Raw genomic sequence first — 24,390 nt, forward strand, 5'->3', positions numbered from 1 at the left:
TTCCGGAAATTATTGAAGTAGGGGCGATAATTCTTCATGACAATGGAAAATTAGCGGATAAAACCTACAGTGCCTTTGTCAAACCCCGCTTTTGGCCGCGCTTAGCGGAAGAAAGTTATGGTATTACCGGAATTCGCCAAGAAGATGTGGATGGTGGGGTATCTTTAGCAGAAGCACTTCAACAACTCCGGAAATTAGCACCCCATCGGGATACTTATTTGGTAGCTTGGGGAGATGCCGACCGCAAAGTTCTAGGTAGTGTTTGTGAGAAATATGGTTTGGAATATCCTTATATTTGGGAAAATTACATTGATTTGGCGGAGCAATATAAAGCATTTCGTTCTTTTGATCATCTTATTTCTTTGAAGAGAGCAATTGAGGATAATTCCATTGAACAAATTGGCATCCTCCACTCCGCTCTTGATGACGCTATCAATGCCGCTCAGGTTATGGCAAAAATAATGAGTGAGGGTTGGAGTTTTCAACCTAAAGAACCGGCAGCTATCTCCGATGAAAAAAGGATTGCGATCATTCCTTCTAAGAATAAAAACTTTGTCGGGTGAATCATATTCTCTTACGCATAAACCCGAATCTATTGGCAAAGGCTATTTTATATTAGGGGTTTTTGGTAAGTACTAGGCAGCCGGTGAGGGCTAAAAAATTTTGGCTAGAGGGAAGAGATGACAAAAGTTATAATCGTGGAAGGAAAAACCGACAAGGGACGCCTTCAGGAAATTTTGGCAGAGCCTGTTGAAATACTTTGCAGCTATGGAACCATCAGCTATGAGAAAATTGAGGAATGGGCCACCCAGCTTGAGGATTCCGAAATATACCTTCTGGTGGACGCCGATGATTCGGGAGAAAAAATCAGAAAGAAGCTGAACCAAGAATTACCGAATATTCATCATTTATATACTCATCGCATGTATCGGGAAGTGGCAACGACACCTTTAGAGGTTCTTGCCCAGATTTTGGAACACGCTCACTTTCAGGTCAAAGAAATTCAGTTGGATGATAAGGGGTTTTAGTTTGACGGTTGTCCTCGTGGCAACCGTCATTTCGATGTTTCGATCATGTATTCTATATACTCGTGCCTAACCGGAAGGAACTTGTCAATATACAGCGAATCTAAGTTATCATGATTAATCCTTAGAAGGACCGGTAAGGTAGCCGATTGAATAGCATATAACGAAGGCCTAAGGACCTACCAACGCGAAAGGAAGATAACTGAATGCATGTAATCGCCAAGGAACTTAACGAACGGATCATAAAGGAGAATCCATATGTGTATGAGCTGCTTTCGGATCTGGGAAGGAATTTATATTATCCTAAGGGCATTTTGACCCAGACCGATGAGGCTAAGGAAAAGGCTTATCGTTTTAATGCTACGATCGGTATCGCAACCGAAAAAGGTCAGCCAATGTACTTGCCGGTAATCCATGATACATTAGCAGAGTATAATCCCCAAGATATTTACACTTATGCGCCACCGGCCGGGAAGCCCCGGATTAGGTCGGCTTGGAGGGAAAAACTACTTAAAGATAACCCCTCACTGCAGGGTAAAAATTTTAGCTTACCCATTGTCACCAATGCCTTAACCCATGGCTTAAGCATGGTGGCAGATCTCTTTTTAAATCCTCAGGATACCCTGGTACTGCCGGATAAGATATGGGGAAACTATAAATTGATTTTTGGTACCCGCAGAGATGCACAAATTCGTAATTTTAGCTTTTTCGCCGAAGATGGCAAGTTCAATGTCCAGGGTATGAAAGAGGCCCTTCTTGCTCTGAAAGACCAAGGAAAGGCAATACTCCTCCTTAATTTTCCGAATAACCCTACAGGCTATACACCAATTGAAGAAGAGGCTGATGAAATTGGTGAGGCCCTGTTGGAAGTGGCTGATCAAGGAGTTAATTTAGTGGTCTTGACGGACGATGCTTATTTTGGTCTGTTTTACGAAGATTCCATCAAGGAATCGCTATTCGGGCGGATTGCCAATATCCATCCCCGGATTCTGGCTGTGAAAGTAGACGGACCCACCAAAGAAGAATATGTATGGGGATTTAGGGTGGGCTTTATTACCTTCGCTGATTCCAGCAAAGCAGTCTGTGAAGTTCTTGAAAATAAGGCCAAAACCATTATCCGCGGTACTATTTCTAATGCATCTCATCCGGCTCAGACCTTTATCCTTCGTGCTCTGGAATCCCCGGATTTTGAAAAACAAAAGGAAGAAAAGTATTTAATAATGGCAGGCAGAGCGAAAAAGGTTAAGAGTATCCTGAATTCCGGGAAGTATCAGGACTTATGGGACTACTATCCTTTTAATTCCGGTTACTTCATGTGTTTAAAGCTTAAAGGGGTTAAGGCCGAGGAATTACGGGTTCATTTATTGAATGAATATGGTGTGGGAGTTATTGCTCTTGGGGAATCCGATATTCGCGTAGCCTTTTCCTGTGTAGAAGAAGAAGATCTGGAAGAGTTATTCAAACTTATTTACCAAGGAACCAAAGATTTAGCATAGTAGGAGTAAATGCCTTGGAAAAGCAGCAAAGGATTTCTGTGCGGACCTTAGTAGAGTTTGTCTTAAGGCAGGGGGACCTACAGATGGGATTTATGAGCGGGTCAAGGCTGTTGGAAGGTATTCAGGCCCATCAGTATTTACAAAAAATTCGGGGAGCAGATTATCAGCCGGAAGTACCATTAGGAACAGTATATCAGGCAGATGGGCTTAGTTTAGAAATTCACGGACGGGCAGATGGGATCTGGAGAACTGAATCGGGAATTATCATCGAAGAGATAAAATCCACTTCTTTGGATTTAGAGTTAATTGATGAATCCTTTAACATTTTGCACTGGGCGCAAGCTCAGTGCTATGCTTATATATTGGCTGAACAAGACCGGTTAAAGGAGGTCCTAGTTCAGCTAACCTATATTCACTTAGAGACTCATGAAACGAAAGAATTAAAGAGGGTATTTAGTTTTAGTGAACTAGAGGTTTTCTTTGGTGATCTGGTCCAAAAGTACTGTGCCTGGGCCCAAAAGCTATCCTTATGGACAGAGATGAGGAATGCCGGTATTAGGCAGTTGGAATTTCCTTATCCTGCTTATCGCAAAGGGCAAAGGGAATTGATGATCGCCGTGTATAAAACCATTAGGGAGGGGAATAAACTTTTTGCCCAGGCTCCCACCGGTATTGGTAAGACCTTGGGTACGATTTTTCCGGCTTTAAAGACCCTTGCCGAAGGAAAAGAGTCCCCAATTTTTTATCTTACGGCCAAAACCATCACGCGAACCGTTGCCGAAAACACTTTGCAGATGTTAAAAGGGGCCGGACTAGCTATCAAAAGACTAACCATTACCGCTAAGGATAAGATTTGTTTCTGCCCTGATAGTGATTGTGCCGCCGAAGAATGCATTTACGCCAAAGGGTTTTATGACAGGGTAGGAACGGCTTTGGAGGATATGTTTGAGAGGGATGAATGGAGTCGCGAAGCAATTGAGAAAGCTGCCAGAAGGCACACAATCTGTCCTTTTGAATTTTCCTTGGAATTATCTAATTGGGCCGACTTTATCATCTGCGACTATAATTATGTTTTCGATCCCCGAGTATTTCTCAAACGCTTTTTCCTTGAGGGGGGAGGATATACCTTTCTCATTGATGAAGCTCATAACTTAGTCGATCGAGCCCGGGAAATGTTTTCGGCCGAGTTAAGTAAAGCGGAATTTTTAGATCTCAAAAACTTAGTTCAGGATAGTGAACCCATATTAGCTAAACGGCTCCAGACCGTAAACAAGAACTTTTTGAAATTGAAGAAGCAAGGGTTGGAAGTAGAAAAAGATGCACCAACTTCCTTATATTCCTCTTTAGAGAGAGTCGCTCAAGAAGCGGAAAAGATCTTCAAGAAAGAGGAATCCCCCCTCTGGCTGGAGAAGCTAACCGAGTTGTACTTTAAGATCCAGGCTTTTTTACGGACAGCGGAAAATTATGATGATCATTACCTTACTTATTACCGGAACTCGGAAGTAGATTTTCGGATTAAGCTTTTTTGTGTAGATCCATCCCGGTGTTTGGCTCAGGCTTTAAGCAAAGGGGGAGCGGCGATTTTCTTTTCCGCTACTTTGAGTCCGGTGGAGTATTTTATTCAGATCTTAGGCGGAGCAAAGTCCTCATATAAGCTACGGCTTCCTTCACCATTTCCCCCGGAGAATCTTTCTGTACTTATTCAATCCCGAATATCTACGAAATACGCTCATAGGTCTTTATCCCTAGATCAGGTGGCCGAAGCAATTGAGAAATTTGTCGGCCAGAAAACCGGAAATTACCTGGTATTTTTTCCCTCTTACGAATATCTTGAGAGAGTTTATGAACGTTTTGAAATATGTTATCCTGAAATAAAGGTTATTCTTCAAACCGGCGGGATGACGGAAGAATCAAGAGAAGATTTTTTGGCAGCCTTTCAAGAGGGGCCTGGGGTAACACTTGTGGGCTTCGCTTTATTAGGCGGAATGTTCGGTGAAGGAATTGATCTGACGGGGGATAGATTATCGGGAGCCGTAATCGTAAGCGTAGGGCTGCCCCAGGTTGGACCGGAAAGGGAAATTATTCGGACCTATTTTCAAGATAGATATAACCTTGGCTTTGAATTTGCCTATATCTATCCGGGGATGAATAAGGTTCTCCAGGCCTGTGGCCGAGTTATTCGTACCGAAGAGGACCGAGGAGCTATCCTCTTGATTGATGAGCGATTTTCCCGCTACACCTATAAGAAACTCTTCCCCAAAGAATGGAAGAAGATTAGGTATATCCAGGAAAATTCCGAGATCAAACCGATGCTGCAAAAGTATTGGTTGTCTTAGGGTCATTCCTTGACTGAAAAAGGATAGAATAGTTAGAGAAAGGAGAGAGGACAAATCGATAATCAAAATAAGTCAAATCAGCCGGAACAATTTGGGTTAAACCCCGATACCTACGATCCCCAAGATATTAGTGAAGTCAATAGCGAGGAACAGAAACCGGCAAAGGAACAAAAGAAGGGTATCTGGGCCATAGGGGCCTTTATTGTGGCCTTGTTAACCAAGGGGAAATTTATAATCTTTTTTTTATTATCCAAGCTAAAATTCCTCTTTGTTTTCCTGAAGCTGAGTAAATTCGCCACTACTGCCTTTTCGATGTTAGCTACGGTCTGGATTTATGCGGTTTTCTATGGGGCAAAATTCGCTTTAGGATTTGTGGCTTTGCTCTTTGTCCATGAGATGGGTCATTATGTGACAGCGAAAAAAGTGGGCTTAGCCGTATCCGGCCCGGTGTTTATTCCCTTTGTGGGTGCCTTAATCGGTATGAAGGAAAATCCTAAGGATGCGGTAACAGAAGCTCAAGTTGGTTATGGCGGACCTCTTTTCGGTAGCCTGGCGGCAGTTTTATGTTTATTTGCCTATTGGCTAACGGGTAATGAATTGGCCTTGGTTTTAGCCTATGTAGGGTTTTTCCTAAATATCTTTAACTTGCTTCCGGTTCATCCTCTGGATGGGGGAAGGATTGTTTCCGCGGTTTCACCTTATTTATGGTTAGTTGGAATTCCGGTATTAATTTATCTCTTGCTTAAGTACTTTAACCCGATTATTTTACTCGTTGTAGTATTGGGTTTAATTCAGGTCTATAAATTATGGAAAAACCGCCATGAACTAAAAGTGTATTATGAGGTGCCCTTAAAGGAACGGGTACAATTCGCCATTCTCTATTTTGGGTTGGTTGGCTCTTTAGGAATGGGACTAACCTATACCTTAGAGCTGCTTAACTAGGGAGTGAAAAAGTTCTTTGAGGGTAAACTAAAGAAAATCTAAGACAGGAGGAATTCTTGTGGGTAGTATTCAAGAAAACCACGTGGATTTAGAGCGCCGGGAAGATGTGATTATGTCTTTCTACTATGATCAAGACTCGCCCTCCGGGGTAGGATTCGAGACCATAGATGTTTTAGCCCAGTATGAAGATACTCTTTGCCAGGCTATGGAATTAGCCACACGAATCAGCGATACTTTACCTGATGAAGCTAAAGCAATCATGGCTAAGGAAGGTATTCCGCTATATCGGATTTTTACAGATCAGGAAGGGTTTTGGGGCGAGTGGTGTAATAGTGAGAAAATGGATGTGGATAACCAGATGAATAAACTACTGGACAAAATCGCTGAAGACCTGAAAAATGCTGCCAACTAGATCATTGCTTACTAAGCCACCCCTGTGGTAACATTGAAGAAAAAGACAACAATTGAGGTATTTTTTGCATGGGGACCCAAAAACCAAAGTTTTATGCGGTGCGAGCCGGTCGGGAAAAGGGCGTATTTAGCTCTTGGGAGGAATGTAAAAAAGCCATTCATGGCTATTCCGGAGCGGTATATAAATCTTTTCCAACTCAAGAAGGAGCACAGGCCTGGTTCGCCGGTGAAGATTTAGAATCCTTCGGTATTGGCTGTGACGGTCTGAAAAACGGCTCTTTTGGGGCTGATTATGACGTTTATACGGACGGTAGTTATGTCAATGGACAGTACTCTTGGGCCTATGCCTTTGTTAAAGAAGGCAAAGTGGTTTATGAAGATAGTAATGTGGGCAAGAACCCTGCTGCTGCAACCATGCGTAATGTCGCAGGAGAGATCGCCGCTGTCCTCTATGCTGTTAAGCGAGCCGCCCAATTGGGCGTAAAAATTCGTATTCTCCATGACTATGCCGGAATTGCTCACTGGGCCACAGGAGAATGGAAGGCGAAAAACGAATTTACCCAAGCCTATGCCAAAATGATGAATGAATATCGGGGAGTATTTACTTTTGAGAAGGTAAAGGCTCATAGTGGTAATGAATTCAATGAATATGTGGACAAAAAGGCTAAAATGGCCTTGGGTATAGAGTAAAATGGTTGAGCCTGCCGGTGGTGGGCTATATTTTCTTTGGAGGGATAAAGCAATGAAGTTTAAAGATTTTTCTTATTCACGTCCAGACCTAGATAAATTAAAATCCGAATTCCATATCCTCCTGGAAAAATTCAAGACAGCCGAGAAATTCGAAGATCAGGATCAGCAGCTTAGTGAAATTAATTCCTTACGTGGGGAATTTGAATCAATGTCCCAGATTGTTTCCATTCGCCAAACCATCGATACCACTGATACCTATTATGAGCGGGAACAAGAATTCTTTGATGAGAATTTACCGGTCTACCAAGGGTTGGTTTCCGACTTCTATCAGGTCTTAATAAGCTCAATCTTTCGCCCCCAACTTGAACAAAAATGGGGGAAGCAGCTATTTCGGATTGCTGAGTTGACTCTCAGGACCTTTAAGCCGGAAATTATCGAAGACCTTCAAATAGAGAATAAATTATCTACTGAATATACTAAGTTAATCGCTGCGGCTAAAATCTTTTTCGAGGGTGAGGAGCGCAACCTTTCCGGTCTAGGCCCCTTTTTACAATCACCGGATCGTCAATTGCGTAAAAAGGCTAATGAAGCTAAATATGCCTTTTTTACCGAACACGAAGCAACCCTTGACCATATTTATGACCAACTGGTTAAAGTGCGGACACGTATCGCGCAAAAACTGGGCTACCCTAATTATGTTGAGTTAGGTTATGCTCGGATGTTGCGTTCAGACTATGACTCGACAATGGTAGCCAACTTTCGTAGGCAGGTGAAAGAGGATATTGTACCTGTGGCCACCGGCCTGCGTGAGCGGCAACGCCGGCGGCTGGGTTTAGATAACTTCTATTATTATGATGAAAAGATTAGTTTTAACTCCGGTAACCCCAAACCCCATGGTGACCCAAATTGGATTCTGGAGAATGGTAAACAGATGTATCGGGAGTTATCGGCGGAAACCGGAAAGTTCTTTTCCTACATGATCGACCATGAACTTATGGACCTGGTAACCAAAAAAGGAAAAGCCGGCGGTGGCTACTGTACTTATATTAGTAAATATAAATCGCCCTTTATCTTTGCTAACTTTAATGGAACTTCCGGGGATGTGGATGTGTTAACCCACGAAGCAGGCCATGCTTTTCAAGTTTATTCCAGCAGAAATTATACTCTTCCTGAGTATCAATGGCCTACTTACGAGTCTTGTGAAATTCATTCTATGAGCATGGAGTTTTTTGCTTGGCCTTGGATGGAACTTTTCTTTGAGGAAGAGGCAGACAAATATCGTTTTGCTCATTTAAGCGAGGCACTGCTTTTTATCCCTTATGGAGTGAGCGTAGATGAATTTCAGCATTTTGTGTACGAGAATCCCGAGGCCACCCCGGCCCAAAGAAAAGCCGCATGGCGTGAGATCGAAAAAAAATATCTTCCCCACCGGGACTATGAAGGAAATGAGTATTTGGAGCGGGGGGGATATTGGCATCAACAAGGGCATATCTTCGGCAATCCTTTCTATTACATCGATTATACGCTCGCTCAGATCTGCGCTTTTCAATTCTGGAAAAAGTCCCGGGAAGAATCGGCAAAGGCTTGGCAGGATTACTTAGGCCTTTGTAAAGTCGGGGGCAGCTTATCTTTCCTGGAATTAGTTAAGTTAGGTAATTTAATTTCTCCTTTCCAAGAGGGATGTATTAAATCCGTAATTGGAGTTATTGATCAATGGCTAAATCAGGTTAATGACTTAAAATTCTAGACTTTGGAGGAAAATATGGCAACCTTAGAGGCACTTGAAACAAGTAAAGTGTGGAAATATCTTGGCATCGAAATCATTACCAATGATAAAGGCCAAAGTGGGGTTAAAGTTAATAATACTGAAAATCTAAAACAAGTCCATGGTAATCTTCATGGCGGCATAATCGCTACCGCCATCGATACGGCCATGGCCGTGACTGTTAATGAGGCGATCGGGCCTGATCAGTATGCAGTTACTGTTGAATTAAAGGTAAACTATCTCTTGCCGGTTGCCGATTCAGATATTTATGCCTTTGCCACCCTTGTCAAAAATGGCAAAAGACTGTTTATGGCCACAGTGGAGGTCTATGATGAGGAGCAAAATATCGTTGCTATCGGCTCGGGGACTTTTTCGATTATCAATAGGCGAAGGGAATAGCTATGTTTATTTCCTGCAGTGGGGAGAAGAGAATTTTTGACGTTCCTGATGAAGGCTCAGCTGTTGTAGCCGGTTATTGGACTCCGGAATTGGGATTAGTTAAAGGTCCTATCCGTATAGCCTGGCATAAGCGTAAGATTAGCTTGCTGAACTTCGCTAATCTTATGGCGTACAGTGAGGATTCCAGGGAAGCAGGGTATTCCCGGCAAGCTGAATATTCTTGGCTTTCCTATATCCTCATGCCCGGTTTCATAGATGCCCATGTTCATTTGGCACTGGATAGTATAGATTTTTATCAATGCTTGGCTAATTGGCAGGAGCCCTTGGGAATTGAAGAGGGAATAAAGGGATTTCTGCGTCGCTATTTGGAAAATGGAATTGTTGCCATTCGCGATGGAGGTGACTTGCCCGGCTTCGCTTGGGCGGCCAAGAGGGGTATCGATAGCAAAGTCTGGCCGGGACCTAAAGTGGTGTCGGTGCGGGAAGCCGTGGCTAGAGAAGGAATGTACGGACGCTTTCTGGGGCGGGGGTTCAAAAGTATTCAAGACTGGCTCCAGGTCGAAGAAGAATTCTTCAACCAAGGAGCGGATCAGCTTAAGGTAATCGTTACCGGCATCATTCGCTTTGATCACTATGGTCAGGTTGGCCCGGTTCAGTGGACGGTTGAGGAGCTTAAAGAGCTTGTTCACTCTGCCCATCAAAGAAGAGTTCGGGTGATGGCTCATGCCAGCGGTGAAGAAGGGATCGCCAGGGCCATTGAAGCCGGCGTGGATTCTATCGAGCATGGGTATTATATAACTTCGGAACAGCTCCGGGAAATGAAGGTTAAAAATATTGCTTGGGTACCCACCGTAGCCCCCATCGGCAACCTTTTAAAATATCCTTCGGGTAGATATTCCGAACATGAGATCAGCAACCTATCCCGAATACTTGAAGGACATTTAAATAGTATTCGGGAGGCCTTTTTTACCGGTGTTCCTTTAGGGATTGGCACGGACGCCGGTGCCTATTCGGTTTCTCATGGAGACTCTTTTCCGGATGAGTTAGCCTGGATGGGTGAGGCAGGGATCCCTCAGGAGGAAGTGTATCGTCTTGCCACCCGTGAAAATGCACGAATCTGCGGCCTGACTGAGTATGGAAGAGTGGAAGTGGGCACACCGCTAGGTTGTCTCCAGTTAGTTCCCGAGAGCACTTTCTTGTATTGCGGGGCTTAAGGTGGGCGATGCTGCCTCCCGGTACTTACGAAGAACTTACCAACTTAAAGCAAAAATATAACCCGGGAGATCCTCCCGGGTTATATTTTTTTTACTGAGGAAGATCCTTAAGCTTCAAGGACATAATACCGACATTACCCTGTCTTTCTAATTCCTTAAAGCCAAACTCCTTGTACATATTCAGGGTGTTTAAGCAATCTTAAGAAGTTCTTAAGATTTGCATGGGGTGAATGATAAGAATTAATTGGTATCATAGCTCTCAAGAAAACGGAAGGAGCGTGATATAATTTGTACAGGTTAAAAAGGGTGAGGTGTCGTCATTATGAATATTCTTGTTTGCGACGATGATAAAGAAATCGTCGAAGCTATAAAAATTTACCTGACCAATGAGGGATATAAAGTCTCTAAAGCACAGAATGGTCTGGAGGCCCTGCGAATTATTGAAGAGCAGACCATTCATCTGGTAATTATGGATATTATGATGCCCCAAATGGATGGGATCAGGGCAACGATGAAAATCCGTGAAGAACGCAATATCCCCGTCATTATGCTTTCAGCGAAGTCCGAGGATACGGATAAGATCATGGGGTTAAACATGGGGGCCGATGATTACATCACTAAGCCCTTTAATCCTCTGGAATTAATTGCTCGGGTGAAATCGCAATTGAGAAGATATACAACGCTAGGGAGTTTGGAGAGCAAAAGCAATCTCTATAAATCCGGAGGCTTAGAGATCGACGATGAAAGCAAATGTGTCACTGTGGATGGCGAGGAAGTGAAGTTGACACCTGTTCAGTATAAGATATTGAAACTGCTTACCGCTAACGCGGGAAGGGTTTTTTCAATTGATCAGATCTATGAAAGAGTCTGGAATGAGGCCGCTTTCAGTGCTGAAAACACAGTAGCTGTTCACATTCGCAAGATTCGGGAAAAGATTGAAATCAATCCGAAGGAGCCCAAATATTTAAAGGTGGTGTGGGGAATTGGATATAAAATCGAAAAGCTTTAGCCATTCACCTCTGATCAAGGTTTTGGCTTTTATTATTGTGGTGTTCTGCTTTACCCAAGGGATTACGCAAGTTCTTACGATCGTTAATCGCAGCAATTTAGGCGTGGCCCTCGAAGAAAGCTATTATCTTAGTGAGAGCTTCATCAATGAGAGCAGCAGTATTATTGGGGATCTCCGACAACTCAGCCGCTATCAAAATGAAGAGTATATCCTAGCCGGCAAATCCATTTCAGAAGATAAGCTAAGGAATAGAACAGATAATTTATACTGGGAATTTCAGACTAGATCTGTAAAATATAATCCTAATCAGTCGGAGGGGCAAAATTATCAGATCTTCCAGGAAGAATACAAGGATGAAATAGCTAAGCTTAAGGAACGCATGATCCAAGAAGATCTCTATGATTATCATACCCGATTGCAACGGCTTAACGGGTATAAAGGATTGAATTATTACGTAAAAGATGGGGATTTCGAATTCACTAATTCCGGAGCCAAGAAAAAAGAAGGGTACACTTCCTATCCGGCCTATCTAATCTTTGAAGGCTTTATCCGAGATGTCCATCCCCAGGAAATCGAAGCTAATCAACGTTTCCGTTGGCTTACCCCGGATTTTTACTCCCTTGATTACCCAGATGCGTTGTATATCGGGTATGGAGAGGAATTTTTAACCCCTCGCCTTATAAATTGGCAGAATGACAGGGAATTTGCTAATCAAGCCCTTTACCGGATGGCAGGGTATTTTGGGGGTCTTGTGGTTGCTTTTATCTTCCTCCTTTATATTTGGGGGAGAAATTACCGAGAGGATCAAGAGGTTCATTTTCATACCCTGGATCGAATCTATAATGATATAAATGTAATAATTTGTACTATCTTAATCATTTCCTGGTTCGCAATCGCTAGCGAGATGTATAAGGCAAATTTAGGTGCGGAGATCTTCTACCTCATAACGATGGTCATTGCGGCCTTGGGATTGTTCTTTGTCTTAGCACTTGTCAAACACATTAAGAATAAAACCCTATTTAAACACACCTTAGTATATACGGTCTTCTATAAGATCTTTTCCGGTCTCAAAGCTATCTTTGATAGTGGCAGCCTTGGGGTTAAGGTGGCGATCCTTACCGTTGGTTATCCCCTCTGCATAGCTCTAACGTTCTTTATGTTCCCGGTTACGATCGGGGTAGCAGTATGGCTGTCTTTTAGGAAAGTAAAAGAGTTTGAGGCTATCAAGGAAGGAGTTAAAAGGGTAAAAGGGGGGGACCTCTCCACTAGCATATCCATCACCGGGAAAGGGGAACTTGCCCAATTAGCGGCGGATCTCAATAGTATCACCGATGGCTTAAATAAAGCGGTGGAACATGAAATTAGAAGTGAACGTTTAAAAACTGAGCTGATCACCAATGTATCACACGATATTCGCACCCCTTTGACTTCCATCATTACCTATGTAGACTTATTGAAAGCAGAAGTGAACCCCGAAAAAGTAAAGGAATATATAGAAGTCCTTGAGCAAAAATCCCAGCGGTTAAAAGTACTAACCGATGATCTCTTTGAAGCTGCCAAGGCCTCCAGCGGCGACATTCCCGTGAACTTTGAGAGAATTGATATCATATCCCTCCTGAACCAAGGTTTAGGAGAGCTGGATGAAAAAATCCAAGAGCGCAAGCTGGACTTCAAGTTAAACTATCCCCGCGAAAAGGTTTGGGTCAAAGCAGATGGGAAACTCCTGTGGCGATCTTTGGAGAATCTTTTGTCCAATATCTTTAAATATGCATTGGAAGGGTCCAGGGTATACGTGGACTTAGAAGATGCCGGTCCGGGGGTAAGGTTAACCATCAAAAATATCTCTGCCTATGAATTGAATATTTCGGCAGACGAATTAATGGAACGGTTTAAGCGGGGGGATGAATCAAGAAGCAGCAATGGAAGCGGTTTAGGGTTATCAATCGTCAAAAGCTTGATTGAAATTCAAAAAGGGAGCTTTGCGATCGAAGTAGATGGGGATCTCTTTAAGGTGATTATTTTCTTATCCAAAGACGAAAGTCATTAAACCTCATTTTCTCCCTAAATAGTTGATATAATAGACAAATTTTACCAAGGTAAATATACCTACCATCTCGAACCTTTATCATAGAAAAACATGAATCCTTAATTAGGAGTGGTCGAGATGTTTAAAAAAAGTAAGGCCTTGAGGCAGGGACCCCAAGCAGAGCAGCCTTTGGCAGATCGGAAAAAGTTTAGAAGCTTAGGTCATCCGGTTGAGGCGATAGAATTGCTGCAGGGAGTCACCGAGAATTTAGCCAATGCCGATAAACATTCTTTAGAATCCTTCATTTTGTATCTTCGCCAGTGTGCCGACGATATTCAGTTTAAGTATTATAAAGCCCGCTGCAAGTTTACAATTATCCCTGTAGAAGATTCCTTAGCCTTCTGGGTATGTCATGGTTTGGGTAGCCTTCCCGAAAACACCCGCTACTCTACTTTCAAAGGGGAAGTATTGGAGATGCTAAAAATATTGGCTTTGGCAAACCAAGAAATTGCCAAGGTGAGCCAAAATGCCAATCTCAGGTATCAGGATCTGTTTAAAGAGATGGATTTCGCCTTAGCTTTGCTCCGCGGAGAATACCCGATTTTCTTCAATAGCCTTACCGAAAATCCACTTTTGGTCCCTGTTTTTAATTTTAGTCTAAAGAATGAAAAAGGCTTCGTCATGACCGTCCCGCGGCTTCATTGCCTGGGTGTATTCCAACCCCTAAGTCAGGAGGATTCCTTAATCCCCATTTTTCACGCGCTGGCCCATATCCTCCATTATAAGTTAACGGAGGATGCCAAGGTTATGCCTCCGGGCTTCATGAACATGCATAAGAAAGTTTTCGATGATTATCCAAGAAACTATGAGGAGTGGGGAGAAATCTTTGCCGAAACTTTTATTGCTTCTCTTTTATATGAAACCGAACACATGCCTTTAGTTGCTTACATGGAGCTTTGTCACCAGGATCAAGTAGTATTGAGAGATTACTTCAGCTGGCTGGAGATGATCTTTGCTTCCAGTCTTCAGGAAAACATGCAGAAAGTCATACATCAGTGGGATTACCTCAAAAGAGCATAGGCGACAATAAGCCTTTCCGATAATGAGATCATTGTCAGGAAAGGCTTTTAGTTTAAGAATATATATGCTATTTTAGAGAGGACAGGTATTATGGTCGGATATTTTCCGACTTAATCAGTTATTTTTACCGTGGAGGAAGTTATTTGAACATCCAGATTTTTGGTACGAAAAAATGCTTTGCTACTAAAAAAGCTGAGCGGTTTTTTAAAGAACGGAATATTAAATACCAGTTCATCGACTTAACTGAAAAAACTTTAAGCAAGGGCGAACTACAAAGTGTCAAAAACTCTGTTTCCTTAAGTGAGCTTATTAATCAAGAGGCGAAAGAATATAAGACCTTGAATATTGATAAGATCCGCAGTGCAGAGATGAAAGAGGAGCTTCTCTTAGCTCATTACAAACTTTATCGGACTCCTATTGTCCGCAACGGCAAGAAAGCAACGGTAGGTTATCAACCAGAATTGTGGAAAGACTGGGAGTAGTGATGATTTGTGAGCAGGAGGAGGCAAGTGATTTGAAGTCTGTGATGAAAGCAATTTTAGTAGGAATCGGTACTACAAGCGTAATTCTTGGGGTCATCGGTTTGTTTTTGCCGATTATGCCGACAACGCCCTTTTTGCTTTTGGCCGGTGCCTGCTATATGCGAAGCTCTGAAAAGCATCATAAACGACTCTTGGCTAATAAGTGGCTCGGTCCTTATCTACGGGATTATTACGAAAATAAAGGTATACCTTTATATACCAAAATTCTCTCGATATCCTTTCTGTGGATTTCCTCATTAGTTTCCATGGTGTTTTTCGCCAAATTTTTAGGGGCAAGACTGCTCATTATCTGGGTAGGAGTAGGGGTAATAACCTTTTTGCTTAGGCAAAAAACCAAAAAGCCTGTGGTAAGTGCCGGAATGAATAATGGGTACGGAGGGAAGGACTAAATTGGGTAGAATTCAAGCCAAGGATTCTTATGAGTATCCTTATTCACCGCAAATGATTTTTCACGTGCTTGCTGATCTGACCGGCTATAAAAATTGGTGGCCGGGTGAATTTAGAGTACGGGTTTTAGAAAAAACTACCGATCATCTCCATGCCAAAGTAGAGATCTGGGCATCAGGGGGATGGTTTCGTTGTGAAACAGTTTCCTTAGCTTTTCCGCGGCGTATAGATATTCGCTATTACCAAGGCGTAGTCTTAGGAGAGAGTTGGTGGGATTTAGAGGAACTTGAAAATGGCGGGACTAAAGTATGTTATTCAATTAACCTCGAGCCCAATGGAAGAATAATGGGTTTTGCTGCAAGAGTGATCAATATTTCCGCACTGCATTCCTTTCAATTTAAACGGGTGCTCAAGGGATTGCATCGCCATCTTGAGGCACTGGCCCTTGAAGACAAGCCCAAAGAATTTCAATAGACTTTCTCCTTTTCTATAGCATTCCGTGTTCTCTTGCATAGGATATACGGAAAATCTATAGAAAGGGGTGTACCTATGAATTATGTGGTAAAACCTGGGGAAACGCTTGTTGACATTGCCTATATGTTCAACACCACAGTAGAAGAGCTATGCATGTTAAATCCTCAAGTCGTTGATCCTATGTGTCTTTTCCCGGGTCAAGTTATTTGTGTACCTTCACAAACTTATGCTATGCAGTCTCAAATGTCCATGGAAGCCCATATGATGGTTTCTTCCGGATCTTGTCCGACCCTACGACAAGGTTCAACCGGCCCGGCAGTTACAAGGCTGCAACAACTTTTAACTTCTCACGGCTTTAGCCCGGGAGCCATTGACGGAATTTTTGGACCTAAGACTCATGCAGCTGTCGTTGCTTTTCAAGGCAGCCGGGGGCTGGTGCAGGATGGGATCGTTGGCGTTAAGACCTGGACGGCTTTAGGAGTAACCTGCACGACTCCGCCACCGCACCCACAGCCTTGTCCAACCTTAAGGTTTGGTTCCCGCGGCCCATCGGTAACAGAACTTCAGTCCTTGCTGACATCTCACGGGTTTAGCCCGGGAGCTATTGATGGTATTTTTGGGTCCAAGACTCAAGCAGCCGTGATTAACTTTCAAAAGAGCAAAGGACTGGTTCCGGATGGTATCGTTGGCGTGCGCACCTGGACCGCTCTTGGTAAAAACTGTTCAACTCCTGGGCCCCATTGTCCTATCTTAAAGATGGGCTCGCGCGGACCGGCTGTATCTGAGCTCCAGTCTCTGCTTACATCTCATGGATTTAGCCCGGGTGCCATTGATGGCATTTTTGGGTCCAAGACTCATGCGGCAGTCGTTAACTTCCAAAAGTGCAAAGGTCTTGCTCCTGACGGTATAGTCGGACCAAAGACTTGGGCCGCTTTAGGGAAACATTGCTAAAAGTTCTTTTGAGCTCAAGTATTCAGTGCGAATTCTGAGATAACTATAGTAAAGCCAGATAATAGCATCCGCTGCTATTATCTGGTTGTTTTCATGTCAGCGAATGGGGATTTAGAGGAAATTCATCTGCGATGTAGAATAACTCATCGAGTATATCTAATTATTTTGAGCGATATTTAGCTTTTTGTGTCTTGAATCACGGACTAATTCATATATTACTATATATAATATGTCCAACTCCTTGGGTTCTCGTATTTCCAGTATTTTAAGTCCGGGAGACCTATTTTACCAGCGGTTTAAGAATTCAGACAACTAATATCGCTCTGTTTTATGCTATAGTATATATAGGGAATATATATTATTTGTTTAATCTGATAGGAGGAAATTGGATGACCAAGGTGCTCAATGTTGGGCTCGATGTGGGTTCTACGACTGTTAAAATGGTTATTCTCAGTCCTGAACAAGGCATTGTCTATAAGCAATATTTGAGGCACTTTTCGAATATCAAAGAAACCGTTCTTTCGATGTTAGATGAGGCAAAAGATATATTAAATAGTCAATTGATGACAATGATGATTGCCGGTTCAGGCGGCTTTAACCTTGCCAAAAAATTAAAGGTTCCCTTTGTTCAAGAAGTGATTGCCGGCACTACTGCGGTAAAAAAGATGATTCCCCAGACCGATGTGGCCATTGAACTGGGTGGAGAAGATGCCAAAATCACTTATTTTGGAGAATCTATTGAACAACGGATGAATGGTACTTGTGCCGGGGGTACAGGTGCCTTTATTGACCAAATGGCTGCCTTACTTCAAGTGGATGCGGAAGGTTTAAATGAGTTGGCAAAGAACTATAAAACCATTTATCCGATTGCTTCCCGCTGTGGCGTTTTTGCCAAGTCGGATGTTCAACCATTGTTGAACGAAGGTGCCGCAAAGGAAGATATTGCCGTTTCTGTTCTCCAAGCGGTTGTCAATCAGACAATTACGGCCTTGGCTCAAGGGCGGCCCATCCGTGGACATGTGGCCTTCCTTGGTGGCCCCTTGTATTTTCTATCTGAGCTGCGTAAGCGTTTTGTTGAGACCTTGAAACTTGAAGGGGATTATGCAATTTTCCCCGAGGATGCTCAATATTACGTGGCTTTAGGCGCAGCTTTAGCATCCCAAAATGAAGAAGCTTTCTTAGCCCGGACCCTCTTTGATAATGCACCTTTTATCAATAACATCGTCCATGAAGAAGATACAGTCGCCGAGCCCCTCTTCGCCAATGAAGAAGAATATCGGAGTTTTCAAGATAGACATGCCCGTCATAAGGTGAATCGCCGGGATTCCCAAGAGTATGTTGGGGATGCCTATCTTGGTATAGATGCGGGATCCACAACGACAAAAGTAGCTTTGATCGATGCAGAGGGCAGCTTGCTTTATTCCTATTATGGGAGCAATATGGGCAGCCCCTTGGAATCAACCATCGCGGCCCTCAAGGATATGTATTCTAAGCTGAACCCTGGAATTAATATTCGTAATTCTACCGTGACCGGTTATGGAGAACAGCTAATTAAAGCTGCTTTAAAAGTGGATATTGGCGAAATTGAGACCGTAGCCCATGCCAAAGCAGCAGATTTTTTCCTGCCGGGAGTAAATTTTGTTCTGGACATTGGTGGACAAGACATGAAGAGCCTGGTCATCAAGAATGGTGTCATTGATTCGATCATGCTCAATGAAGCTTGCTCATCCGGCTGTGGTTCTTTCGTAGAGACTTTTGCCAATTCACTGAATATGGAGGTCAAGGAATTTGCTCGTCTCGGCTTGGCATCCCAAAATGCCGTAGACCTGGGTACCCGTTGCACTGTGTTTATGAATTCCAAGGTTAAACAAGCCCAAAAAGAAGGTGCAACAGTCGGTGATATTTCCGCCGGAATCTCCATGTCGGTGATTAAGAATGCTTTATTCAAAGTTATCCGCTTGCGTAATACGGAAGAATTGGGCGAAAAAATCGTGGTTCAAGGGGGCACCTTCTACAATGATGCAGTGCTTCGTTCCTTGGAAAAATTATTGGGCCGTGATGTAGTCCGTCCGGATATTGCAGGGATTATGGGAGCCTTTGGAGCCGCATTAATTGCCAAAGAGCGTTATGATACCGGTCACGAGACTGAGCTGCTTCGGGCAGATCAACTCCAGGCCTTTACTACAGAAACTACCATGAAACGCTGCGGCTTGTGTGGCAATAACTGCCAATTGACTATTAAACATTTTTCCAGCGGGGAATCCTTTATTTCCGGGAATCGCTGTGAGCGGGGTGCCGGACAAGAAAAGGTTGAAAACGGTATTCCCAACCTCTACGATTATAAATACAAGAGGCTATTTCGGTATAAACCGTTATCCGGTGATGAAGCCCCCCGCGGGTTGATCGGAATTCCCCGTGTCCTCAATATTTATGAGGATTATCCCTTCTGGTTTACTTTCTTCACTCAGTTAGGCTATCGTGTTGTTCTGTCGGGACGTTCTACTAAAAAGCTCTATGAATCCGGAATGGATACCGTTCCCTCTGAGTCGGAGTGTTTTCCGGCTAAGCTTGTGCACGGGCATATTGTCGATTTGGTGAAAAAAGGGATTAAAAAGATTTTCTACCCTTCAATTCCTTTTAACATTAAGGAAGACCCCGAATCCAATAATCATTTTAATTGTCCAATTGTAACTTCCTATCCGGAAACAATCCGTGCCAACATGGATGTTTTGGAAGGGGAGAATATCACTTTTTACCGGCCTTTCTTGCCCATTGACAGTCCGAAGCATATGAGAAAACGTCTCATTGAAGAGCTAGCAAAGGCTGAGGGCTTAACCCCTCGTGAAATCAGCCAAGCTCTGGCCAAAGCCTATGGGGAACTAGAACGTTATAAGCAGGATGTTCGGGAAAAAGGGGAAGAGGCTCTTCAATATATTGAGGAGCAGGGGATTAAGGGAATTGTCTTAGCCGGTCGGCCTTATCACATTGACCCCGAGATTCACCACGGAATTCCTGAGCTTTTACAAGGATTTGGCTTAGCGGTTATTTCCGAGGACGCCATTCGCCATCTTACCAAGCCGGAACGACCGATGCGGGTAGTCGACCAATGGATGTATCATGCTCGGCTATACGCTGCCGCTCAGTTCGTGGCCGACAAACCCAACTTGGAGTTAATTCAGTTAAACTCCTTTGGTTGTGGTTTGGATGCGGTATCTATTGTTCAGGTAAAAGAGATCTTAGAACAATATGGTAAGCTTTATACCGTATTGAAGATCGACGAAATCACGAACTACGGGGCTGCTCGTATTCGGATCCGCTCCTAATTGGCCGCTGTCCAAGAACGGGATAAGCGCAATTTCCAACCCAAAAAGCTCTATGATCCTGAAGGTAGAATAGTTTTTACCGAAGAGATGAAGAAAAACTACACGATCATTGCCCCCCAGATGGCCCCCCACCAATTCCAGTTTTTAAAGACTGGCTTTGAGAAGGCCGGCTATAATATTGAGGTTCTGCCATCGGTTGACAGAGGGGCGATTGATGAAGGACTAAAACATGTTCACAATGATGCCTGCTATCCTACCATTATCGTGGTTGGTCAATTGTTGGAGGCTCTGAAATCAGGAAGATATGATTTGAAGCGGACGGCAGTGCTTATCTCCCAGACCGGGGGCGGTTGCCGTGCCACCAATTATATTGCTTTTATTCGAAAAGCATTGAAAGATACCGGCATGGAGAAAGTTCCGGTAATTTCCCTTAATGCCTCCGGCCTCGAAGCCAATCCCGGCTTCAAGATCACAGCTAAGATGCTCCCGGATCTCCTCTGGGGAATCGTGTTTGGCGATTTGCTCATGAATGTCCTCCATCGGGTTCGCCCTTACGAAAAGATCCCCGGTTCTGCTAATGCCCTTTACGATTATTGGGTGGAAAAATGTCAAGAGGCTTTAAGACGGGGAGATAAGAAGGAGATCAAAGCTAGTATTTATCAGATCGTTAGGGATTTTGACAACCTGGAAATCTACGAGGATATGGTCAAACCCAAGATAGGAATCGTGGGTGAGATCCTTGTCAAATATCACCCGACCGCCAATAATAACCTTGTGGAACTATTAGAGTCGGAAGGTGCGGAAGTAATTCAACCGGATCTAATGGGCTTCCTCCTGTACTGTGCCTATTGCTATAAAATTAAATTTGATATTTTATCAGGTAGCTTTAAAGCCATGTTTAACGGCATGTTATCGGTGAAGGTCATGGAATATTATCGGAGGGATATGCGCAAGGCCCTGGCCGCCAGTCGGCGTTTTACACCTCCCAGTACCATTGAGGAGATCGCCAAATGTGCCGAAGAGCATATCTCCTTAGCCAACCAAACCGGTGAAGGCTGGTATTTAACCGGGGAAATGGTAGAACTCTTGCATAGTGGGGTCATGAACATTGCCTGTCTGCAGCCTTTTGGTTGTTTGCCAAACCATATCATTGGCAAAGGAATGGTTCGCTCATTGCGTAAAGCATACTCCGGTGCCAATATTGCAGTAATTGACTATGATCCCGGGGCCAGCGAGGTTAACCAATTGAACCGGATCAAGTTGATGCTTTCGGTGGCCAAAGAGAATATGAAGGCCGGCGTAGTTGCGAAATAGTTAAATAAGTATAATGAAAAGACCGTTTGTTATCTTTGCGATAATTAACGGTCTTTTTCTTTAAAGATTAAACCGGAAAAAGGATTATCGGTAATTACCCCGAATTATGTTCATAATATTCTTATGCTAATAAGAGTTAAACGAATTAAAGCAAGGTGTCGCAACATGAACTTCGGACAATCCATAGATAAGAATTCAGTTATTCCTATATATTATCAATTGGCAAAGCTGCTGGAAGGGCAAATTTTACGGGGAGAACTTAAACCCGGTGAAGCCTTACCGACGGAGACCGAGATTGCCGGTCATTTTGAGATCAGCCGTATGACTGTACGTAGGGCTATTGCCGAGCTAATTACGGCAGGAATGGTCCATCCGCAACAGGGTAAAGGAACCTTTGTCTCCTTACCGAAGTTAAACAATGTCATCCTCGAGTTAAACAATTTTAATCAAGAGATCAAAAGTTTTGGTTTAGAGTTAAATACCACGTTATTAGGTGCTCAAATAATCCGGGCTGATGAACGGTTAAGGAAAATCTTTCAATTAGAAGATGCCAATACTCGTTTATTATATTTTCGTACCGTAGTCTCTGCCGAGAATGAGCGACTGGCCTATGAAAGGAAGTACACTATTTATACCAAGAGTAAGCCAATTTTGGAAAGCAATCTTATGGACCCTACACTCTCAGGGTTGGTAACCGCTAATAGTGATGTATTGCCTGTGAGCACTAAAAAAGTTCTGCAAGTCTCGGTAACCACTGAAGAAGAAGCTTCAATACTGGGTATTGGAGTCAATGTCCCCGTCTTTGTTGTCGAAGAAACCTTATATGATCTGGAAAGTAAACCCGTGGGCTGGAGTAAATCGATTTATCGCGGGGACCGCTACCAATTGACCGGTTATGATGGGTGGTTAAAAAAGGATAACCATGGAGGGATAGACATTGGTTAACGAATTGCTTAATGCTTTGGCTGATCTGGATGAAGAAAAAACCATTGCTTTAGTTAAAAAGCATTTAAATGCCGGAGATTCTCCGTTAAAAGTAGTTGAATTATGCCAGCAAGGGGTGGAGATAGTTGGTAAACGCTACTTTAATGGCGAGTATTATTTATCTGATCTGATTATGTCCGAAGAAATATTAAGAGAAGTGATGGTCATTTTAGAACCACTGATCACTACCGATATCCCCTCCAACGGCATGACTATCATCCTCGGAACCATCGAAGGGGATATTCACGACCTGGGTAAAAATATTATTCACTACATGCTTAAGTCCTCTGGATTTAAGGTGGTTGATCTTGGTGTAGATGTTTCGCCGGAGGCTTTTGTGCAAGCCGTGAATGAAACGAAAGCTCCGATCTTGGGAATCAGTGTTTTATTATCCTTTTGTATCAGTTCAGTGAAAAAGGTTGTCGATCTCTTAACTGAGGCAGGCTTGCGGGATCAAGTTAAAATTATTGTGGGAGGATATCCGGTTAACGAAATCGTCAAGGATTATACAGGGGTAGATTACTATACCAATGATATGACAAAGTTATTTGAGATCTGTCAGATGCTGAAAGATGGTGATTGATAGAGCTTCTTTTAGGTTTTTTCTTAAATATCTTTCCTTAAATCAAACACTTTGGGAAAGGTAAGATCGATTTTGAGTTCCCGAAGGTATTTCCCATCTTCTCGCATTTCCATGACATTGGATGAGATCCCAATTTCCATATCTAAGTCTTTTAAGAGCTTGATTTGATTGACTGGGAACTCTAGATAATTATAATCCTGATTGATTTGGTAATGAGCCATATTCCTCTTCTTAAAGATTTTCTGCACTTTTTCCATATCCTCACCAAAGACCTTGGCAGATTTGAAGAAATAATCGGTAGGGGAGAAGGTCATTATCGGCGAAACTTTTTGACCGTAATTTTGCTGATAAATTTGTCCGGTTTGTTTGTTTTCTAAGGAGCAGTAATGGACGCCGAGTTTTAACTTCTGATCTAGAGCGAAGTCCAGGAGATCTAAACATTCCAGTTCGCTGCGGGAGATGGGAAGCCCGCCGGCATACCAGTAGTCATAAAGAACTTTAAAGGGCGGATTTTTAACTTTAAAACCCCGTTTAATAAATTCCTCAGCATTATTGTAAGGAAAACAAAATTCCAAAAGGTTTATTCCTGCGATGCCGATGCGGTCTAACTCGATGAGAACTTCCTTCATTTCTGCCAGGCTCCCCGGTAAAACAGGCATTTCCACCATTACGTCCGGGATATATTCTTTGCTAAGGGCGATTCGCTCATAGACTTCTCTTTTAATACGCTCCGGGTCCTCCATCTTGATACTAAAACGAATCTCACGGAGCCCCGCATTTTTAAGGTCTTGGAGAATTTCCCGGTCGAGGAAATCCCCGGAAGTATAAAGACGGGTATGGGTTTTAGGGGATTTGTCCTTTGCGAAGCGGAAAAATTCCAGCATCTCTTTTTTATGAAGGAGAGGTTCTCCGCCGGTCAAGGCAAGATGAGTGAGTTTCGGTCCTTGCTTTAAGGATTGCGAGAGTTCACTGACCAAGTCTCTTTTATGATGGGTAAAATGTTCGTAGTCTTCCTGGTTGGGGTTAAAACAGAAATAACAATTGCGGTGACACATCAGTGAGACATACATGGTAACACTGCCAATACCCTTTTGACAGGCTTCACAGGCTGAGGAGATCCAATTATTGACAACGCTTTTGTCGGAATTGCGGAAAATGGCCTTTTTCTCTCTTACTCGTTCTAGCTTGAGACGGGTTTCTTCTTCAAGATTTACATCTAATTGGATACCCGTTTGTTTAACCTGTTCAATAAAATGGTTATAGACCCGAGCATAGATCTGAGCATACTCATAGAACTTGGAGTTTTTGATGTCTTCGATGTTCCGGTTATTAATTTTTACGATCATGTTTAGCTCCTTTGAAAAATATGTATACTTCCTAATTGAATGCGAAGTAGTATTTACTATTAAATTCGACAATTGGTATTTAGATCCTTCTAA

General features: G+C 43.0%; 20 protein-coding genes and 1 pseudogene. 20 read left to right on the plus strand and 1 reads right to left on the minus strand.

Translation table 11 applies throughout. The annotated features are described in order from the left end of the window. The 20 genes and pseudogenes from kapD to AC1U9U_RS05320 form a co-directional block, all read left to right on the plus strand. Positions 1-563 (plus strand): 3'-5' exonuclease KapD (gene kapD / locus AC1U9U_RS05225; RefSeq protein ID WP_479959498.1); only part of this gene is annotated, 563 nt, incomplete at its 5' end. Positions 564-680: 117 nt separating this feature from the next. Further along, positions 681-1,028: a toprim domain-containing protein gene (locus AC1U9U_RS05230; RefSeq protein WP_479959499.1), complete on the plus strand. Its 348-nt coding sequence runs from the start codon at positions 681-683 to the stop codon at positions 1,026-1,028. A 203-nt stretch (positions 1,029-1,231) separates the two neighbouring features. Continuing rightward, positions 1,232-2,521 (plus strand): aminotransferase class I/II-fold pyridoxal phosphate-dependent enzyme, encoded by a 1,290-nt coding sequence (locus AC1U9U_RS05235; RefSeq protein ID WP_479959500.1) that lies wholly within the window; start codon positions 1,232-1,234, stop codon positions 2,519-2,521. 83 nt (positions 2,522-2,604) lie between these two features. Continuing rightward, positions 2,605-4,857: an ATP-dependent DNA helicase gene (locus tag AC1U9U_RS05240; RefSeq protein WP_479959523.1), complete on the plus strand. Its 2,253-nt coding sequence runs from the start codon at positions 2,605-2,607 to the stop codon at positions 4,855-4,857. Between the two features lie 126 nt (positions 4,858-4,983). Beyond that, a complete protein-coding gene (locus tag AC1U9U_RS05245; protein ID WP_479959524.1) occupies positions 4,984-5,799 on the plus strand; it encodes a site-2 protease family protein in 816 nt (271 codons plus the stop codon). Between the two features lie 58 nt (positions 5,800-5,857). Next, positions 5,858-6,211 carry a hypothetical protein gene (locus tag AC1U9U_RS05250; protein WP_479959501.1) on the plus strand — a complete coding sequence of 118 codons (354 nt, stop codon included), beginning with the start codon at positions 5,858-5,860 and terminating at the stop codon, positions 6,209-6,211. Positions 6,212-6,279: 68 nt separating this feature from the next. Next, complete coding sequence (locus AC1U9U_RS05255) at positions 6,280-6,900, plus strand: ribonuclease H1 domain-containing protein (protein WP_479959502.1); 621 nt, start codon at positions 6,280-6,282, stop codon at positions 6,898-6,900. A gap of 52 nt (positions 6,901-6,952) precedes the next feature. Next, the gene (locus AC1U9U_RS05260; protein WP_479959503.1) at positions 6,953-8,647 is read left to right on the plus strand and encodes a M3 family oligoendopeptidase; all 1,695 of its coding nucleotides are present in this window, start codon (positions 6,953-6,955) and stop codon (positions 8,645-8,647) included. Positions 8,648-8,662: 15 nt separating this feature from the next. Next, positions 8,663-9,064, plus strand: coding sequence for a PaaI family thioesterase (locus tag AC1U9U_RS05265; protein ID WP_479959504.1), 402 nt, complete (start codon positions 8,663-8,665; stop codon positions 9,062-9,064). Positions 9,065-9,066: 2 nt separating this feature from the next. After that, entirely contained in the window at positions 9,067-10,278 is a 1,212-nt protein-coding gene (locus tag AC1U9U_RS05270; protein WP_479959505.1) for an amidohydrolase family protein, read from the plus strand. A gap of 322 nt (positions 10,279-10,600) precedes the next feature. Beyond that, on the plus strand, positions 10,601-11,287 hold the full coding sequence (locus AC1U9U_RS05275; protein WP_479959506.1) for a response regulator transcription factor: 687 nt from the start codon (positions 10,601-10,603) through the stop codon (positions 11,285-11,287). After that, positions 11,262-13,334, plus strand: coding sequence for a sensor histidine kinase (locus AC1U9U_RS05280; protein WP_479959507.1), 2,073 nt, complete (start codon positions 11,262-11,264; stop codon positions 13,332-13,334). The genes AC1U9U_RS05275 and AC1U9U_RS05280 overlap by 26 nt, the downstream gene beginning before the upstream one ends. Positions 13,335-13,451: 117 nt before the next feature. Then, entirely contained in the window at positions 13,452-14,393 is a 942-nt protein-coding gene (locus AC1U9U_RS05285; RefSeq protein WP_479959508.1) for a hypothetical protein, read from the plus strand. Between the two features lie 143 nt (positions 14,394-14,536). Further along, a complete protein-coding gene (locus AC1U9U_RS05290; RefSeq protein ID WP_479959509.1) occupies positions 14,537-14,875 on the plus strand; it encodes an arsenate reductase family protein in 339 nt (112 codons plus the stop codon). A 41-nt stretch (positions 14,876-14,916) separates the two neighbouring features. Then, positions 14,917-15,324, plus strand: coding sequence for a YbaN family protein (locus tag AC1U9U_RS05295; protein ID WP_479959525.1), 408 nt, complete (start codon positions 14,917-14,919; stop codon positions 15,322-15,324). A gap of 1 nt (position 15,325) precedes the next feature. Beyond that, complete coding sequence (locus AC1U9U_RS05300) at positions 15,326-15,796, plus strand: type II toxin-antitoxin system RatA family toxin (protein ID WP_479959510.1); 471 nt, start codon at positions 15,326-15,328, stop codon at positions 15,794-15,796. Between the two features lie 75 nt (positions 15,797-15,871). Continuing rightward, on the plus strand, positions 15,872-16,747 hold the full coding sequence (locus AC1U9U_RS05305) for a PGRP and LysM peptidoglycan-binding domain-containing protein (protein WP_479959511.1): 876 nt from the start codon (positions 15,872-15,874) through the stop codon (positions 16,745-16,747). A 389-nt stretch (positions 16,748-17,136) separates the two neighbouring features. After that, positions 17,137-21,384 (plus strand): annotated as a pseudogene (locus AC1U9U_RS05310) (acyl-CoA dehydratase activase-related protein). Between the two features lie 165 nt (positions 21,385-21,549). After that, positions 21,550-22,329 (plus strand): GntR family transcriptional regulator, encoded by a 780-nt coding sequence (locus tag AC1U9U_RS05315; protein ID WP_479959512.1) that lies wholly within the window; start codon positions 21,550-21,552, stop codon positions 22,327-22,329. After that, positions 22,322-22,951, plus strand: coding sequence for a cobalamin B12-binding domain-containing protein (locus AC1U9U_RS05320; RefSeq protein WP_479959513.1), 630 nt, complete (start codon positions 22,322-22,324; stop codon positions 22,949-22,951). The genes AC1U9U_RS05315 and AC1U9U_RS05320 overlap by 8 nt, the downstream gene beginning before the upstream one ends. A gap of 23 nt (positions 22,952-22,974) precedes the next feature. Here the strand turns inward: AC1U9U_RS05320 and AC1U9U_RS05325 are convergent, their stop codons facing one another. After that, positions 22,975-24,297, minus strand: a complete 1,323-nt coding sequence (locus tag AC1U9U_RS05325) for a radical SAM protein (RefSeq protein WP_479959514.1) — start codon at positions 24,295-24,297, stop codon at positions 22,975-22,977. Positions 24,298-24,390 lie beyond the last annotated feature (93 nt).

Source organism: Desulfitobacterium sp., assembly GCF_982384815.1.